Origin of the sequence: Pseudoalteromonas sp. H105 (assembly GCF_001469215.1) — a bacterium.
Classification (GTDB): Bacteria; Pseudomonadota; Gammaproteobacteria; order Enterobacterales; family Alteromonadaceae; genus Pseudoalteromonas.
Genome location: NZ_LOFH01000010.1, coordinates 23393 through 40284 on the forward strand (window position 1 = coordinate 23393; position 16892 = coordinate 40284).

Here is a 16892-nt window from a genome sequence, read left to right on the forward strand (position 1 = left end):
TTTGCCTGTTAAGGACATTTAAAGCATGTATCAACAGCTAGTATTAACAGGCATTATGCTTACTTTAGTGGGTTGCCTTTTTGGCACCCGACTAAAGCCAGCATGGCTTTTTGTCGGTGCCATTGGTACCGCCTATTTAGCTGGCCTGATTGAGCTTGAAGACATGTTGGTAAACTATGCCAACCCCTCGCTTATCACACTTATATTATTGGTGTTAGTTTCTATTGCGGTAGAAAAAACGACACTGGTGCAAAAATTAGCCCAGTCACTGTCAAAAGGCAGCTTATCCAGCTCAGTGACTAAACTCGGCCTTTCAACCGCCTTTTTGTCATCTTTTACTAACAACACCGCCGTAGTGGCCTCTTTAATTACAGCAATTAAAGACAGCCCAACGCATTCACCGTCAAAGCTGTTGTTACCTTTATCGTACACCGCCATATTAGGTGGCACGATTACCTTAATTGGTACTTCAACAAATTTAATCGTCAATGGTTTTGCCGTTGATGCAGGCATGGCCCCACTGGGCTTTTTCGACTTTACTTTAGTCGGCTTAGGCGCATTAAGTGTAGGCCTAATTACTATTTTAGTGATGCTGAAATACTTACCCGACAACGGTAAAAACGACCAAGAAGTCGTGCCTTTTTACCTTGAAGGTAAAGTTGAATCAGACTCAAAACTGATAGGTAAAAGCGTGGAAGAAAATGGCCTACGCGACCTCAAAGATTTATTCCTAGCGGAAATTTTACGTGGTGACAGGCGCATATGCGCGGTCACTCCACAGCAAGTAATTAAATCTGGCGATGTATTGCTGTTTGTTGGCGATATTAAATCAGTACCACTGCTCACGCGTTTTGATGGCTTAAAAGTCGTGCATGACAAACACGAAAAAGACGTAGAACACCTTGTTGAAGTGGTTGTGAGTCAATCATCTAAGTTTATTGGTAAAACGGTTAAAGAGATTCGTTTTCGCGAGCAGTTCCACGCTGCAGTTATTGCTATTCGCCGTGGTCACGACCGCCTGCAAGGTGGTCTTGGTAAAGTGCAGCTTCAAGCCGGCGATTCGCTTATTCTCGCGCCCGGTAAAGACTTTTACACCTTACCTAATTTAAAGCGCGAATTTGTTTATATTTCAGGGCTTGATTTACAAACTCACCTTGCCTCAAAACAATCAAATTTAGTGCTGGCCAGTTTTGCCGCCGTATTAGGCTTAAGCATTTTTGGTATCGTGCCACTTGTTAAAGGCTTGTTGGTACTGCTCATCGGCTTAATGCTCACAGGCACCATCAAGCTCAATGAAGTGAAACGCCGTTTCCCTATCGAATTACTGGCGGTAGTCGGAAGTGCCATTGGCCTTGCCAAGCTCATGATAGGCACAGGCTTAGCTGGGCAAATATCTGACGCTATGTTTTATGTACTCGGTGACTTTGGCCCTTATGGTGCGTTTATCGCCATATTCATAATGACGGTGTTATTCACTGAACTTATTACAAATAATGCAGCCGCGGCTTTATCATTCCCTGTAGCTTACGCTTTAGCGATTGGCTTTAATGTAGACCCACTGCCATTTATTATGGCGGTAGCCTTTGGCGCATCGGCCAGTTTTATCTCACCGTTTGGTTATCAAACTAACTTAATGGTTTACAGCGCGGGCAACTACCGGCTAAAAGATTACGTATTAATGGGTTTACCGCTTTCTATTATTTATTCAATAACGGTATTAACCCTAATTCCGCTGGTATTCCCGTTTTAACCAGCGTTACTCAAGATTCTATAAGAGAGTATTAAAATGGATGAGAATATTGTTTGGCACAATTATGCCATTACTAAATCACAGCGTAGTGAGCATAAAAGCCATAAACCCGCTATTTTATGGTTTACCGGTTTTTCTGGCTCAGGCAAAAGCACCGTCGCAAACGCCCTTGAAAGCGCACTTAATCAACAAGGTATTCATACTTACCTGCTTGATGGTGACAACGTTCGCCATGGCTTATGTAAAGACTTAGGCTTTAGCGACGAAGACCGCATAGAGAATATCCGCCGCGTTGGTGAAACCGCCAAACTCATGGTTGATGCCGGGCTTTTAGTGCTCACCGCATTTATTTCACCGTTTCGGGCCGAGCGCGATATGGTCAGAGAATTAGTGGGTGATGGCGAGTTTATTGAAGTGTTTTTAGACACACCATTGGATGTCTGTGAAAGTCGCGACCCTAAAGGCTTGTATAAAAAAGCCCGCGCGGGTGAAATTAAGCATTTCACAGGGATTGATTCTGACTATCAAATACCTCATTCACCGGAAATAATATTAGATACCAGTAAAAACACGCTAGACCGATCGGTGCAAGAGCTGATAGCGTATCTAAAACAACAGCAAATTATTAAAGGTTAAGTCATGAACCAAACGGAACTGCTAGAAGAAGTATTGATCCTCGCCCGCCAAGCCGGTAACGCCATTATGGGGATTTACGAAAAAGACTTTAATGTTGAGTATAAGGCGGATGAAAGCCCTGTAACTGACGCTGATCTAGCAGCCCACAAAGTGATTGCCAACGGTTTAAAACTCTTAACCCCTGATGTGCCAGTACTTAGTGAAGAAAGTGCTGATATCAGCTGGGATGTCCGCCAAACTTGGACTCGCTACTGGCTGGTAGACCCCATTGACGGCACTAAAGAGTTTATTAAAAAGAACGGCGAGTTCACGGTAAACATCGCACTAATCGAAAACGGTAAACCCACATTAGCCGTGGTAGACGCCCCAGCGATTGGCGTTTCTTACCTCGCCGCAGAGGCCATCGGTGCATTTAAAGACAAAGGCGATGAACGCATAGAGCTTAAGGTAACCACTAAACCTAACAAAGGGTTGATTCGCGTAGTCGGCAGCCGCTCACACCCTTCCCCTGATTTAGCTGAATTTGTAAAACGCTTTGACGACGTTGAAATGGTATCAAAAGGCAGTTCACTAAAACTGTGCTTGGTTGCCGAAGGCAGCGCTGATATATACCCTCGCCTCGGCCCAACCTGCGAATGGGACACCGGTGCCGGCCATGCGATTGCTGAAATCGCCGGTGCAAAAGTCACTAAACTCGACGGTAGCCCGCTACTTTATAATACAAAAGATGAATACCTGAACCCCTACTTCATTGTGAGCGCGATAGAAGAATAAGCACTTTCAACTGGGTTGAATGTTGAGATGTAGGCTGGGTAGAGCGAAGCGAAACCCAGCGCAATAAGGCTTCGGGCTTCGGGCTTCGGGCTTCGGGCTTCGGGCTTCGGGCTTCGGGCTTCGGCAGTATTGTGATTCAGTCAAAATAAACAAACCAAAAGCTATTTAACCACCGAGTACACTGAGGCACTTCGTGCTACACAGAGGTCTGGTATCGTATTCTTTTGCAGGTTGGGATTTATCCCGTCACATTTTTCAGGCTAAAGCCTGACCTACAAGATGTAAAACCGCAAGTACACCCCGTAGGAGATGGCTTCAGCCACGAAAGACTCTACACCGTGTTCTATTTTAAAAGACACTTTCACTACCGAGGCGCTGCGCGCTACACCGAGGGTATTACCGATTAAAATCTGGCTTAATATATTTTTCTATTGCTTTATTTAACCCTAAAGCGTTATCAAATTTAATATCCTGATTTATTGATATTTCTAGCCTTTCAGTTGAATTCACACCCAATATAACATTAAGGCTTTCTCCCGCAATTTTGATACTTGAAATATCAAATTTATAACTATTACTCACAACATCAAAATTATATTTACCTCTACAAGAAATCAAAAATAAACAGAAAAACATATGAGCTTCTTCATTCTCAGCCTTATTTAGCTCTCTAAAAAATGCCCTTTTAATTTCTGGTTCTGAAGTATCTGACATTAAATCCAGCATTTCAGTAACCAATAAATAGAATACATACCCCAGTTCAGTCTTACTTTTTGGGCTATTAACTTCAATGCTATTAAAGAAAAAATTAATAACTTGATATAGATTACTTAAAGATAAATTCTCAGCGATAAGCCACACTATACTAAGCTCAATATCACAATTTTTACTAAAGTCTTGAAAGTTTGGACCTCTATCAAGGCTTGAACTCTCAAAAAAGTCCACAAGCCCCTCACTTAAATCATCACAGCAATGAGGTATAAAAAAGAATCGCTCTACACCTAAACGATAGTCACTATCCAACTCAAGCCATTTATTCAAAAACTCTAAAATATCTTTAGACTTGCGTAGCTCAATAACTTTGGCGATTAATGCTTGATCGCTCAGTTCTGTGTTTTGTAACTGCTCACGTTGGATACGATCTAAATAATTGACGGCTGGATTTGTACAGCCAACTGATTGCAGGTAATTAAACTTAGGGTTCATTACCAAATTTTCATTATTAGAGCCTTTCTCACTTTTAATTGCAGAACTATCCACCTCAAATCGCAATGGATTTAGCTGAATATTTTTTAAATCTTTACTTTCAATTATTACTGAGGCGGTACTCTCCTTTATAGAACCTCTATCAATTAATTTATCCCTTACTATTTGTTTTGAATTAGACTCGGCATCATTTTCACGCCAATCAATTCGGAGCATATGCTCTAAAAATTTTGTTAGCAATTCACTTTGAACATCATCATTACTTTTACAAATATCTGTTATTTTTAACTTAAGGCTCTGAGGGTCGGACCACCTATTTAGTAATTGATTTTCTTTTGTTGCTAGTTTTTGATACCTAGCATATTGAACAGGATAAACTTCTCGAAAAGTTGTAACCATTATCAAGGAGATAAAGTTAACCTCACCCATAAGCTTTCCAGGTTGCCAAATTTGTTCAACTCTACGTAAAACTTTTTTAAGTACTCGAAGTGAGGCGATACTGCCATTAATATAACTGATAGATATTTCGAACCTTTTTAATTCAGATGATAAACTATCACGCTGACCAGCATTGAGGCTATCTAGCTTTAATAACCCTCTACCTCCCGCTATTTTATAACTATCAATTTCCCGCCCTTTATTTGGCCGTAATGCACTTTCTAAACAGAGTTTTGTATATTTACTTAAATATTCGTAGCAATCCTTTGCAGCAACACCTTCTTTATAATCAGTCGCTTTTGATATTACTTCTGCCGCAACTTCATTTTCATTACCCATCGCGATTATAAAGTTGATATGACTTAAACCTCTGTCTTTTAACCTATCCAACAACGCAGCTATATCATTTAAGCGTTTTTCGTTATCATCGCCAGTGCCGCGATCTACGTCTTGCAGTGTGATCAATAATTTATGATTGGTTGCTTCAAGAACATCATTAAGCTTTTTAAACCTTTTCTCAATATCAACGGGGCCTGCGAGTAGTGTAGATGCAAATTGGAAAAAACTACCGCCTACTTTCATCGCTTCTGTATAATGCTTTGGTAATGCACGAAAGGCACACATATCAATGTGCTGGCTGATATCATCGATAATATGGCTAAGTACTACATGCGCGACACTGCCGCTTGCTGCACCCCATGTTGATATATCGCTGTGTATCCATTCCCCACTTTGCTTAGGGCTTTTTGCTAACTCACTTGCAATACTGTCAACTATGCTGCTTTTTCCACAACCAAATGGCCCACACAATGCGATATGTTGCGCTCCCTTTAGTTGACCCCCTCCCTGATCACCTCTTTTTAGCAGTCGATCTGCAATGCGCTTTGCATAAACCTGCAAATCAGGCTCTAATTTCTCTGTATTTTTAATAGTTGAATCGTCTTTAAACCATTTTCGAAAATCTTCTAAGCTCTCAAGCGTTAATTCCGCTTCTTGTTTTGATTCGACTCTCGACTCTGCGCTAGGTGCTTTTAGCTGCTCCCATAACAAATATATCGACATACCCAGATAGGCAGCTGCTATAAATAAAAACACACAGAATGCTTGTTCTATTTCAACTAGGTATATTGCTGAAAATACATAAAATGCTGATACCGCGCACAGTACCGCTGAAAATACAGGCTTTTCTGTGTAGAGTTTTGTTTGATAGATAGTAGTCGCTGCAATAGCTAAAAAGCTCAGTACTATAAATTTAAGAGCACCAAAGGTTTGGGCAATTAGTTGCTCTAATGCTTCATCTGAATGCGTTAAATACACATAACCCACAATGAAAAGTAATCCAAACAATACACTCATTGTCACCGGTGGATATCGCCAGTTAAACCCAATACTGCGCTTGGCGTGGGAGATATAAAACTTATCCAGCACTAGCTTAATGCCAATCCCGGCAAGAAAAGCAAAACTATAATGCAGCACGGGACTTGTATTTAAAATGCTGCCCCAGTTTGCGTAAGTTTGTTGTACAAAACTGACGTTACTTAAGAATACGGTAATCGCGGCTGCGGTAATCGCACACAATAAAAGTGAGAGCCAACGTTGTGCTGGAATAGGAAGAGGTTGCGACAATTTAATATCCTTATAAGTAAGCAAGTTGAAATGATTCAGCGAGTCCAGTCTATACTTAATTACTTAAAATTAGAAACAACGAGTAACTCATACATTAAATAGATATTAACCCTCTGTGTAGCGCGTAGCGCCTCCAAATCTCGGTGGTTCCAAACGATTATTTTTGTTTGTCGTTTTCAGCTTCACTCACGAAAAGGGTTCTGCGATAAAATTTTCTCGTGCATGCATTATAACTGTACCTTAAAATGAAAATTCAAATTAATTATAAGGTACAATAATGACGACTGTTGAACAGGCTATTGAATCAGCGTATCAAGCGCAAATCACTCATTTATATAATGCACTTAGCCATGCTGTATTAGCTGCTAATGGTGAACCAAGTGAAATCAATGCTGCTGAGGTAAGCTTTAAAAAAGGCTTAACTTTTGCCGCAGATATTAGAGCCCGCGCACTCGCTGCGGCGCAATAAACTCCACTGTTAATGGGCACTCATTTGAATGCTCATTACTCACAAGCTCTGAGTTTACTATAAAGCCACCTTACCCATCCTATTGATACAAAATGTATTTCGCCTACTAATTTTGAGTAAAAACTTTCAAGTGAAAGTAAGAAAGCCCATTGAACAATCGAGACCCTTTATTGAGTAAGTTAGCAAAGGAATAAAACAGGCTATTTAGCGCTACCTTGTAAAACCAATCAAAGTAAACTAACCTAAAAAAACAATTACAAACAATGGTTTATGTATTGACGTTAATATGATTGATATAGTGGAAGGTAAATTGAAGAAGCTCTCATTTTTAGTAATCTTAGGTGTTTTAATTTATGTCTCTTTACAGCTTACAGGGTTGTTAGATAACAATAGAGACGAAGTTGTTTCAGAAGATAAAAAACGTAGTCACGCCACAACGTTAGAAGTTCGCGAAGAGGTTGCTGATAAGCCACTCTCAAAAGATAAGCCGAATACCGATGACAAAAAAGCAGAATTGCATCAGAAGATTTTAAACTTAAAAAATATGCCTGCACTTCAAAATGGCAGAGCAGCAGAAGCAATTGCGCTTAAAAGCTATATGTTGCGTAAGGCATATACTGATGAAGAACATCTAGCATTTGCAAAGGCTATGCCTGATATAGTCCTAGGACACCCTATTGACGTTAATAGTGACTTATATAAAGGTATTTTACCAGAGCTTGAAAAAGCTGAGGTTAATACTCATTGTGGTTATCGAAAACGTTCTCTTAGTCGTGACATTAGAACATACTGTGTAGATGATATCGTTTTAGAGAAAGTAGATGAACAGGATAAAGTATTTGCACATTATTTTCTCACCGATGAATTATATAACTCAGGCCTGTTCAGAATATGGTATGAGAATTTAGAAGCGTCATCAGGACAAAAAATGAAAGAGTTACTCCCTGTAACAGGTGAGCTTTATGGGCTTCATGATAGAGGAAAATGCGCTAAAAACTTTTGTTTTATTGAAGGCCGATTAGACACGGAGGTGATTAATAGCATAACAAATTACAGCCCTGAGTGCTTAATAAGGTTTGTTTCGACCTCTTTAAGAAAAGCCAAAGATAAAACTGTCTATGAAGTTAAATGTGTATAAGTTAATTGCGCTTTTAGAGAAAATGAACTGCCGCGAACGAAAATTGAAACCACGAATAAAATAATCGCTCTGCACTTTTCTCACTTACCGGCGATTTATCTCAAATTGTTTGTTTATCGCAGTTATTCAGGCATGTTATAAATTAATTAGCCTAAAAATAAAACAATTATGCACTTTACTAAACAACTCATGCTTTGCGTAATCTTGCTAGCCACACTTGTGTTAAGCCCTTTAGCTAAGGGGAGTGACGTACCGACTATTTTATCAATGAAAGAACGTGCTGCGTTTATCGATAATATCACCGAGCTCAGGTTTAACACGTTAATGCCCAGCCTAATGAAGCAACACAACATTGATATGTGGCTGCTTATTAGCCGTGAATACAACGAAGACCCGATACTAAAAACCATGCTGCCTGCAACGTGGTTATCGGCAAGGCGCACCACCATTTTACTGTTTGCTCAAAATAAGCAAGGCGGTGTTGATGCCTACGCTATTGCCCCTTATAAAATAGGTAATGTATTTACAAAGGGCTGGGATAAAAAAGCGCAACCAAACCAATGGCAAGCGCTTAATGACATAATTGAACGCTACAAGCCAAGCAACATCGCACTAAATACCTCTACCGATTGGGGCCATGCGGATGGTTTAGTGCTTGGCGATTACAATAACTTAATGGCCAACTTACCGAGTGCTTATAAAAATAAAATAATATCAGCAGAGCCGCTGGCTGTTGCTTGGTTAGAGCAGCGCATTCCTGAAGAAGTAGAAATGTACAAACACATAGTGGCAATTGCGCATGCGATTATTGCTGAGGGCTTTTCCAGCAAAGTTATTAAGGTAGGCAAAACAACCAGCGATGATTTAGTCTGGTGGTTTAGAGAGCGCGTAAAAGACCTTAAACTACAAACATGGTTTCACCCCAGTATTGCAATTCAACGCGCCGACAGTAAATCATTCGATCACGAAGACAGCTTTACCAATGGCTATGCCGATAATGTGATTCAAGCAGGTGATTTACTGCATGTCGATTTTGGTATTACGTATTTGCGCTTAAACACCGACACACAACAACATGCCTATGTGTTAAAACCTAACGAAACACGAGCCCCCGACTACCTTGTCGATGCGTTAAAAAAAGGCAATAAACTACAAGATATTTTTACCGCTGAATTTAGTGAAGGTAGAACAGGTAATCAGGTATTAAAAGCCGCTCGCGAAAAAGCCATTGCACAGGGCTTAAAACCTACTATTTATACGCACCCGCTTGGCTATCATGGTCATGCAGCAGGCACTACATTAGGTATGTGGGATTCTCAACAAGGCGTGCCGGGAGATGGCGATTACCCACTGCATTTAAACACCGCTTATTCAATTGAGCTTAACAATGCGGTGTTTATCAAACCATGGAATAAAGAAATTAGAATTATGCTAGAAGAAGACGCCATTTTCGATAAAACCGGCGTGTGGTATTTAAATGGTCGACAAACCGAATTGCTCCTTGTCGATTAAGAGTATTTTTAGCCGTTGATGGTTAGGTCTTTTTCAAGCAAAAGTCACAAAAAAAACCAGCCATTCTCTGCCACTTAATTTAGTTAGTATAAAAGAGAAACATGCGTTATCCGTTAAACGTGTACTCACGTTTTATTTCTACCACTTGCACACTGTATGACTCATACCATTTAGAACGGCCAATACCTTGGGCTAGCGCGTGCTCTGGATCCCGCTTCCAATTTTTGATTGCTTCTTCACTTTCCCAATACGAAATTGCAATTTCTTGATCGCCCTCTGTCACAGCAACAAAATCTAAACAGCCGTACTTTTCAAATGCAAGCTCTCTCATTTTTGTTACTGTTTTACCGTATTCATCATCCTGAATACCTGGTTTTGCCCTAAATATGACTGCGAACATGGATACTCCTTAGTTGTATTCACTGTGACTGATGTTTGCCCTAGCGAGTAAGTCTCAATAAAAAAGCCAGTGCGCGAATTTTCACGTACTGGCTTTATTTATAACTGTTTAACTACAGGGTTTCATCTAACCACTTAAAGAATTCACGTTGCCATACAATCCCGTTTTGCGGTGTTAGCACCCAGTGATTTTCTTCAGGGAAGTATAAAAAGCGACTTTGCAAGCCACGTAATTTTGCTGCCTGAAAAGCGGCAATACCTTGCTCTAGCGGTACACGGTAATCTTTACCACCGTGAATCACAAACATCGGGGCATCCCACTTATCTACATAGCTTATTGGGTTAAATTGGCCATATGATTTTTTGGTCGCGGCATTTTCTTCCCAATACGCGCCACCTAATTCGTTATTTACAAAAAATAACTCTTCAGTTGTGCCGTACATGCTACGTAAATCAAAAATTCCACAGTGGGCAATAAAGGTTTTAAAGCGGCCGTCGTGGTTACCCGCTAAATAAAATGCAGAGTAACCGCCATAACTTGCGCCAATTGCACCAATGCGAGACGTATCTACATACGATTCTTTTGCTACATCATCAATGGCATCAAGGTAATCTTGCATTACCTTACCACCCCAATCTTGGCTTATGTCTTCATTCCATTGAACTCCATGACCCGGCATACCACGGCGGTTAGGTGCCACCACAATATAACCTTGTGAGGCCATTACTTGGAAGTTCCACCGAAAAGAGTAAAACTGCGACAGTGCAGACTGAGGGCCACCTTGTAAATACAATAAGGTTGGGTATTTTTTGCTTTTATCGAAATTAGGCGGGTAAATAACCCACGTCAGCATGTCTTGACCGTCTTTGGTTTTTACCATACGTTTTTCAACATTAGGTAACTCAAGGTTGGCATAAAACGCGTTGTTCTCTTTGGTCAATGCAACCAGTTTTTTGCTCTTTAAATCAAGTCGGTAAATTTCTCTTGCGGCATTCATGCTGTTACGCGTAACCACTAATTGATTGTCTAACACCGCAACAATGCTGTTTACATCAAACTGGCCATTGGTAAGCTGTTTTATTTTCGGCTTGGCTTTGGTTTTAGTATTTACAGAGACTTGAAATAGCTGAATTGTGCCATCAGTTGGCGCCACAAAATATATGTGCTTACCGTCATGGCTCCATTTAAAGCTGTTTACTGTGCCATCCCAGTGCGCTGTTAAGTTAAATTCACGGTTTTTAACTTTAACAATGATATCGTTCTTATCCGCTTCATTGCCTGGCTCATCCATTTGCAACCACGCTAAGTGACCTTTTGGTGAGAACGCGGGGTATTTATCATAGCCTAAATTACTTTGTGTGATGTTTGTGGTTTTTTTGCTAGCAAGGTTATAACGATAAATATCGGTATTGGTGCTTTTTACATACTCAGTGCCTGTGAACTTTTTGCTCACATAGTAAATATTCTCACCTTTTGGGCCCCAGGTATAATCAGCAGCCCCACCAAATGGCGACGTTGGACTGTCGAATGCCATTCCCTTCATGATGTCGACTTTTTCTTCGCTTTTTAAATCTTGATAAAATACATGCTTAAAGCTGCCGTCTTTCCATGTATCCCAGTGGCGATAGTTTAAGTCATCAAACACATATGCATTAGCCTGACCAAGCTCTTTATACCGGTCGGATGCTAATACCTTTTCTAGTTTCACTTTTTCATGGAACAGTTTTTTGCTGCCATCAGGGGATATACTGCGATCAATCAAAAGGCCTTGGTAGGCTTCTAATAACTGAGATTCACCGCCTTTAAGCGGCACTTGGTAAACTTTGCTATTGAAGTCGTTGTTTTCAACACTCGGCGTGGTCACTTTATAAATCACATGGGTTTTGTCTTGATTTAAACCCAGCGCACTAACGCGCTTTACTTGCCAAAGCTTTTCTGGGGTCATTAAATCGTTGGCATATGCGCCCATACTGACCGCTAATCCCAAGCTTACAGATAACATTGTTCGCAACATGGCGAAACTCCTTTAAAAATTAGACTCGATCATGCTACATAAAATAGGCACAAGTTAAAAGAAAGTAGCGATTAACTGACTCCCTCTTTTTATAACCCCCAAACTTGAGATGCTGACAGCGCTATAGACAAAACCAGTCCTATAAAAGCCAAGAAATTATAAAGCTTCCAACGCCCTTTATGCTTTTTTAAATCTTTATAGAAAGTAAAAATAAAACCTGCAATAGAGGCCAATACCAGTAATACCGACTTTTGCATTAACGGTGACCATATAACATTGCCAGCACCGATATGATGGTTAAAAAAAGCGGCAAACCACAACAACAGCAGAGCTATCAATAAAAGATAGTACTCTTTCAGACCAAATCGGCTTTGAGAAGCGCCACAAAACGGGCAAAAATAAGCGGCAGATTTACCTGCCCCAACTAATTTAGGTAAAATTTTGCTTTTACACTTTTTACACGTAGTCATAAAACACGAATGTCTTTGAAGTTATTTTCTAAACTAAGCAAAAAATGGGCATCGCCTGGCTTTAATTAGCTACAGGCTAATTTTGTTTGTTGTTTACAAGCCTGTTCAGCTTGCTCAACAGACTCACCACCCATGCAAAAATCTAATCTTAATACTCTCTTTTCTGAAGCCATCTCTGTTGCAGCAGGCACCCACTTCCATTTTTTCAACATTTTACGAGAATATTTACCTATGTGCTTATTAGGCAAAGTATTAATAACCTCAACATTTTCGGTTTTACCAGAGTCAGTAATATTAAAGGCCAAAACAGCGCAGCCTCTTAACCCTGAACGAGCTAGCTCGACTGGGTATTTGGGCGTATTTTGATTTGCTCGCTGCCAAATAAAGTCACTGGTGGGGTCTACATCTGTAACTTGTATGTCTGCATAAGTAGTTTTATTTTTAGCTACAGCACCTGTACTGGCAAAGGCAATGAATAAAGGGATTAAGAACGAAACTTTCATATACACTCCATTGTTGGGATATCCATATAACAACCTACCCTATCTCATTTTGATGATTGATAACAACCCCCTGCGTCAGTTAATAGTGCCATCAGACAACAGCACGGTTTATAGCACCAAAGGCTTTGACGCAGGTAGCTTTCACCTTAAACTCATCACTAAGAGACAATAATACATAGGAACGCCAAGCCAATGACGCCCCCTTTAAGTGCTTTACTTAAAAAATATCGTCTGAGTGAAATACACTGGAACGTTTAGGGTATTGGATTTGGCAGGAATGAAATCTTGCTTTGACATCGCTTTAACTCCCGCATTATCCCAAATACCTGCAGGTACTGACTCGATGATTTCTGGGTCAAATGTATTGCCATTGGAGTCTATGAGAAAACGTAAAGTAACATGCCCTTCTTCAAGTTTTTTTGGGGCCCGTCTTAGGGGTAAATTAACACTAAACCTTTTATTTTTTAGCACCCAGTATTGACCAACATTGTCATTTGTTACTTCAACTGGCGCTTGGTTTAAAACGACTTCCGGGGTTGAAGTACATCCTAAAACCAAAATTGAAAAGAAAATTAGTGAGAGTGTTTTCATAAAATATCCCTATATGTTTAATTTAAATGAGTACATAACCATGTTGTCTGCGATATTTGCCGTTTTATAAACGGATAAATATCCATATATGACAATACATTAACATTATCGATTAAATGCAATTTTGTAAACAATTAGTTAACTAAGGTTCAGGCTGTATAAGTTCAAATAGACATAAAAATGGGAAGGAGCTGTCATATTGGGCAAAAACGTCATAACCCAAACTGACTGCATAAATTACAATAATGGGGGGACAGTCCGATTATCGCTCATATAGCGGTGTAAGATTGACTCAAACAGTAAAGCTATATGAGCAGATATGACAATTAAGGCACGCTATGTCCTGTAGAGCCCTGCCAAATACGGTACCACTGTTCGCGGTTAAGTTTTAACTGCTTAGCGGCTACTGCCGATTCAATACGTTTTATATTACCTGTACCGAGTACTACCGATGGCGCGCTTGGGTGCATTAGTAACCATGCGTATACCACTTGATCAATCGAACTTGCGCCAATTTCACTCGCTACTTGTTCAAGCACAAGGCGTAAACGTATCGCCTTTTCATCGCTGCCTGAAAATAGACGCCCGCCAGCAAGCGGTGACCAAAACATGGGTTTAATATCAAGCAGCTGACATTGATCTAAAGTGCCATCATCAAGGGCTTTCATTTCATAGGGTGAGCATTCAATCTGGTTAGTCACTAAGTCAAAGTCTAGGCGTGACTGCAATAAGCTCAATTGTGAAGGGGTAAAGTTAGACACACCAAATTCCAACACATCACCATGTTGTTTTAAGGTGTGAAAGGCGTGTGCCATTTCGTCAGCATTCATTAAATAATCTGGGCGATGAATCAGTAATACATCTAAACGGTCTGTATTAAAATGCTTAAGCGATTGCTGTGCAGAAGCAATGATATGCTTTGCACTTGAGTCATAGTGGTTAGCTTTCCCCTCAAGGCCTAAACTGGGAAAAGCTGGTTTAATACCACACTTAGTAATTATTTTAATGTCATCACGAATACTTGGCTTTAATGCCAAGGCTTTACCAAACTCTGCCTCGCAACCATATTGCCCGTAAATATCGGCGTGATCAGTCTCTGTTATACCTGCTTCAATCGCTTGTTCAAGAAAAGTTAAACATTGCTGCGGTGAGATTTGCCAATCTAATAAACGCCAAAACCCCAGTACTAATTCATCTATCTTTCGCTCAGTGCTGATCATTATTTCTGCCTCATTCCATTTATTATTCAATTAATATCCATACGTTAATAGGTTGTTACACTATTGTCGTGTACAGATACTGATTATGCTTTATTCTACCTACATAATGAGGTATTAATAGCCTTAAGATTTGTACCTAAATGCCCAAACCACCTGAAGATGCAGAATTCAGCGTTTCACAGGGACTTGGATATAAAACACTTAACAAAGGAATAATAATAATGAAATCAACCAATGCCCTGTCTGCGTGTGCCGATATTTTTATCACACCGACTAAAGCCTTCAATGGCATAAAAGAAGCCAAAGGTTGGTCTTGGCTTGCGTTTGCGCTGATTATAACGGCACTTGTTGCCAGTAGTTATTTGTTTTACAGCAAAGCTGATCCGCAATTTTTATTAGAACAACAGGTCGCCGCGGCCACGGTTGATGCCACCATTGGCGAAAAGAAGATGATTCGTCAAAGTATGGAGCAAGGTATTGATCACCAAGTTTGGTTTGCTATTGGCGGAGGTATTTTCGGTATTATTATTATCAACGCACTTATTTCCGGGTATTACTTATTAGTGTCAAAACAAGACCCTGAAGCAAATTACGGCTATGGTGCATGGTATGGCTTTGGTTTGTGGACCATGATGCCCATGATTATTTCAAGCTTAGGTGTCATCGCATTAGTGTTGACGGCAAGCACCAATGAACTTTCAATCAATTTATTTAGTTACGCTTCTGTAAACCAATTAATGCTTGGCTTAGAGCTAGGTCACCCGTTTTATACCATGACTGAAAGTTTAAATGTTTTTAGCCTTTGGGGCATTGCCTTAGCGGCTATTGGCTTAACGTGCTGGACTAATTTTAGCTTCAACAAAGCACTCCTTTTTGCAGCTCTGCCAAGCGTTGTAATCTACGGAATATGGACTGTGATAGCCCTCGTTTAAAAGTGCGTGGGTAATTAACGTTACCCACAAAACACACGGAAATAACAATGAAAAAAGCCATTATCATCATCCTTGCGATTGCTGCGTTTGTTGCCTTAATTGTGTCAAAGCAAATCACTGGCAGTAAAGACGCGCCAGAAGTTAATATCGCACAGGTTGAACAAGGCAGTATTGCCGACTCTATTTTAGCCTCAGGTAACTTAGTGTTTAATACGCAAGTACAACTGCGTTCTGAAGTAACTGGCCGCGTAGACAAAGTGTTTGTAGAGGAAGGCCAGAGTGTGAAGCAAGGCGATATTTTAATGCGCCTTGATACCACCGCATTTGAATCTGAAGTCAATCGTAATAAAGCCGTTTTACGTGCCAGCGAAATTGAAATTAAGCACAGCAAAACACGCCTCAAAAATATTGAACGACAGTTAAAGCGTCAAAAAGAACTCTACGATGTTGGCCTTGCAGGACAAGAAGTGTATGAAAACCTACAAAATGCCCGTGACCTTGCCAAAATTGATATAGAAGCCCGTGGTGAAGCCTATAACCAAGCTAAAGCTTCGCTCTCTATTGCAGAAGATAGACTCAGTAAAAGCGTTTTTCGCGCACCAATGAGTGGTTTGCTGGCCTCGGTTAACATTAAAGAAGGCGAAACCGTTATAGCAGGCACCACCAATATTATTGGCTCTGACTTAATGCTGGTTGCCGATCCGAGCGCTATTTTGGCAGAGCTTAGGGTTGATGAAACCGATATTGCTGGCATCAAGCTTGATCAACACACCGATATTTATGCCGCCGCCTACCCGAACCAGCCTTTCACAGGCAAAGTGATTAACATCGGCACATCGGCTAAAAACCAATCGGGTTCTCAGGGATTATCGTTTCGCGTAAAAGTGCTGCTTGATAACACCGATAGACAACTTTATGCCGGTATGAGTTGCCGTGCGGAAATTGCAACGAGTATTGCTGTGGATGGTTTAAAACTCCCCATAGAAGCAGTGCAAAAAGAAGATGATAAATTTTTTGTATGGCGCTTAAACAACGATAACACAGTCAGCAAAGCGTATGTCAAAGTGGGAATTTCATCCGACATAGAGCAAGCCATCACCAAAGGCTTAACTAAAGGTGAGCGCGTTGTTATTGGCCCTGCTCGCCCAGTCAGTAAGCTAAAAGAAAACGACACCGTAAAAGTTAAGCAGCCTATTGCTGAGGATGCGTAATA

General features: G+C 40.5%; 15 protein-coding genes. 8 read left to right on the plus strand and 7 right to left on the minus strand.

The genetic code is table 11. The annotated features are described in order from the left end of the window. The first annotated feature begins 25 nt into the window (after positions 1-25). From ATS75_RS15630 to cysQ, 3 genes are read left to right on the plus strand one after another with little or no spacing between them, the layout of a single operon-like run. The gene (locus tag ATS75_RS15630; protein ID WP_058561356.1) at positions 26-1750 is read left to right on the plus strand and encodes an SLC13 family permease; all 1725 of its coding nucleotides are present in this window, start codon (positions 26-28) and stop codon (positions 1748-1750) included. A 36-nt stretch (positions 1751-1786) separates the two neighbouring features. Then, entirely contained in the window at positions 1787-2386 is a 600-nt protein-coding gene (cysC, locus tag ATS75_RS15635; RefSeq protein WP_058561357.1) for an adenylyl-sulfate kinase, read from the plus strand. Positions 2387-2389: 3 nt separating this feature from the next. Then, the gene (gene cysQ, locus ATS75_RS15640) at positions 2390-3160 is read left to right on the plus strand and encodes a 3'(2'),5'-bisphosphate nucleotidase CysQ (RefSeq protein ID WP_058561358.1); all 771 of its coding nucleotides are present in this window, start codon (positions 2390-2392) and stop codon (positions 3158-3160) included. A 396-nt stretch (positions 3161-3556) separates the two neighbouring features. On the opposite strand, the gene ATS75_RS15645 is transcribed toward cysQ, so the two are convergent. Next, positions 3557-6160, minus strand: coding sequence for a P-loop NTPase fold protein (locus ATS75_RS15645; RefSeq protein WP_152996236.1), 2604 nt, complete (start codon positions 6158-6160; stop codon positions 3557-3559). A gap of 547 nt (positions 6161-6707) precedes the next feature. Between ATS75_RS15645 and ATS75_RS15650 the strand changes: the two genes are divergently transcribed. The 3 genes from ATS75_RS15650 (at position 6708) to ATS75_RS15660 (ending at position 9549) form a co-directional block, all read left to right on the plus strand. Then, a complete protein-coding gene (locus ATS75_RS15650; protein WP_058561360.1) occupies positions 6708-6899 on the plus strand; it encodes a hypothetical protein in 192 nt (63 codons plus the stop codon). Positions 6900-7185: 286 nt separating this feature from the next. Then, positions 7186-8037, plus strand: coding sequence for a hypothetical protein (locus tag ATS75_RS15655; RefSeq protein WP_058561361.1), 852 nt, complete (start codon positions 7186-7188; stop codon positions 8035-8037). Positions 8038-8205: 168 nt separating this feature from the next. Continuing rightward, the gene (locus ATS75_RS15660) at positions 8206-9549 is read left to right on the plus strand and encodes a M24 family metallopeptidase (protein WP_058561362.1); all 1344 of its coding nucleotides are present in this window, start codon (positions 8206-8208) and stop codon (positions 9547-9549) included. A 106-nt stretch (positions 9550-9655) separates the two neighbouring features. Here the strand turns inward: ATS75_RS15660 and ATS75_RS15665 are convergent, their stop codons facing one another. From ATS75_RS15665 to ATS75_RS15690, 6 genes are all read right to left on the minus strand, one after another. Next, positions 9656-9949, minus strand: a complete 294-nt coding sequence (locus ATS75_RS15665; RefSeq protein WP_058561363.1) for an antibiotic biosynthesis monooxygenase family protein — start codon at positions 9947-9949, stop codon at positions 9656-9658. A 112-nt stretch (positions 9950-10061) separates the two neighbouring features. Then, a complete protein-coding gene (locus ATS75_RS15670) occupies positions 10062-11963 on the minus strand; it encodes a S9 family peptidase (protein WP_058561364.1) in 1902 nt (633 codons plus the stop codon). An 89-nt stretch (positions 11964-12052) separates the two neighbouring features. Beyond that, entirely contained in the window at positions 12053-12433 is a 381-nt protein-coding gene (locus tag ATS75_RS15675) for a hypothetical protein (RefSeq protein WP_058561365.1), read from the minus strand. Positions 12434-12498: 65 nt separating this feature from the next. Beyond that, positions 12499-12936, minus strand: coding sequence for a TonB family protein (locus tag ATS75_RS15680; RefSeq protein WP_058561366.1), 438 nt, complete (start codon positions 12934-12936; stop codon positions 12499-12501). A gap of 213 nt (positions 12937-13149) precedes the next feature. After that, positions 13150-13527 (minus strand): energy transducer TonB, encoded by a 378-nt coding sequence (locus ATS75_RS15685; protein ID WP_058561367.1) that lies wholly within the window; start codon positions 13525-13527, stop codon positions 13150-13152. A gap of 326 nt (positions 13528-13853) precedes the next feature. Continuing rightward, complete coding sequence (locus ATS75_RS15690; RefSeq protein ID WP_058561368.1) at positions 13854-14747, minus strand: aldo/keto reductase; 894 nt, start codon at positions 14745-14747, stop codon at positions 13854-13856. Positions 14748-14968: 221 nt separating this feature from the next. On the opposite strand from ATS75_RS15690, the gene ATS75_RS15695 reads away from it, so the two are divergent. Next, positions 14969-15679: a YIP1 family protein gene (locus ATS75_RS15695; RefSeq protein ID WP_058561369.1), complete on the plus strand. Its 711-nt coding sequence runs from the start codon at positions 14969-14971 to the stop codon at positions 15677-15679. Between the two features lie 47 nt (positions 15680-15726). Next, complete coding sequence (locus ATS75_RS15700; protein WP_058561370.1) at positions 15727-16890, plus strand: efflux RND transporter periplasmic adaptor subunit; 1164 nt, start codon at positions 15727-15729, stop codon at positions 16888-16890. The last annotated feature ends 2 nt before the right edge of the window (positions 16891-16892 follow it).

Coding starts and splice junctions, on each gene's coding strand:
- ATS75_RS15630 (WP_058561356.1), top strand. CDS start 26: ATGTATCAACAGCTAGTATTAACAGGCATTATGCTTACTTTAGTGGGT.
- cysC (WP_058561357.1), top strand. CDS start 1,787: ATGGATGAGAATATTGTTTGGCACAATTATGCCATTACTAAATCACAG.
- cysQ (WP_058561358.1), top strand. CDS start 2,390: ATGAACCAAACGGAACTGCTAGAAGAAGTATTGATCCTCGCCCGCCAA.
- ATS75_RS15645 (WP_152996236.1), bottom strand. CDS start 6,160: ATGAGTGTATTGTTTGGATTACTTTTCATTGTGGGTTATGTGTATTTA.
- ATS75_RS15650 (WP_058561360.1), top strand. CDS start 6,708: ATGACGACTGTTGAACAGGCTATTGAATCAGCGTATCAAGCGCAAATC.
- ATS75_RS15655 (WP_058561361.1), top strand. CDS start 7,186: ATGATTGATATAGTGGAAGGTAAATTGAAGAAGCTCTCATTTTTAGTA.
- ATS75_RS15660 (WP_058561362.1), top strand. CDS start 8,206: ATGCACTTTACTAAACAACTCATGCTTTGCGTAATCTTGCTAGCCACA.
- ATS75_RS15665 (WP_058561363.1), bottom strand. CDS start 9,949: ATGTTCGCAGTCATATTTAGGGCAAAACCAGGTATTCAGGATGATGAA.
- ATS75_RS15670 (WP_058561364.1), bottom strand. CDS start 11,963: ATGTTGCGAACAATGTTATCTGTAAGCTTGGGATTAGCGGTCAGTATG.
- ATS75_RS15675 (WP_058561365.1), bottom strand. CDS start 12,433: ATGACTACGTGTAAAAAGTGTAAAAGCAAAATTTTACCTAAATTAGTT.
- ATS75_RS15680 (WP_058561366.1), bottom strand. CDS start 12,936: ATGAAAGTTTCGTTCTTAATCCCTTTATTCATTGCCTTTGCCAGTACA.
- ATS75_RS15685 (WP_058561367.1), bottom strand. CDS start 13,527: ATGAAAACACTCTCACTAATTTTCTTTTCAATTTTGGTTTTAGGATGT.
- ATS75_RS15690 (WP_058561368.1), bottom strand. CDS start 14,747: ATGATCAGCACTGAGCGAAAGATAGATGAATTAGTACTGGGGTTTTGG.
- ATS75_RS15695 (WP_058561369.1), top strand. CDS start 14,969: ATGAAATCAACCAATGCCCTGTCTGCGTGTGCCGATATTTTTATCACA.
- ATS75_RS15700 (WP_058561370.1), top strand. CDS start 15,727: ATGAAAAAAGCCATTATCATCATCCTTGCGATTGCTGCGTTTGTTGCC.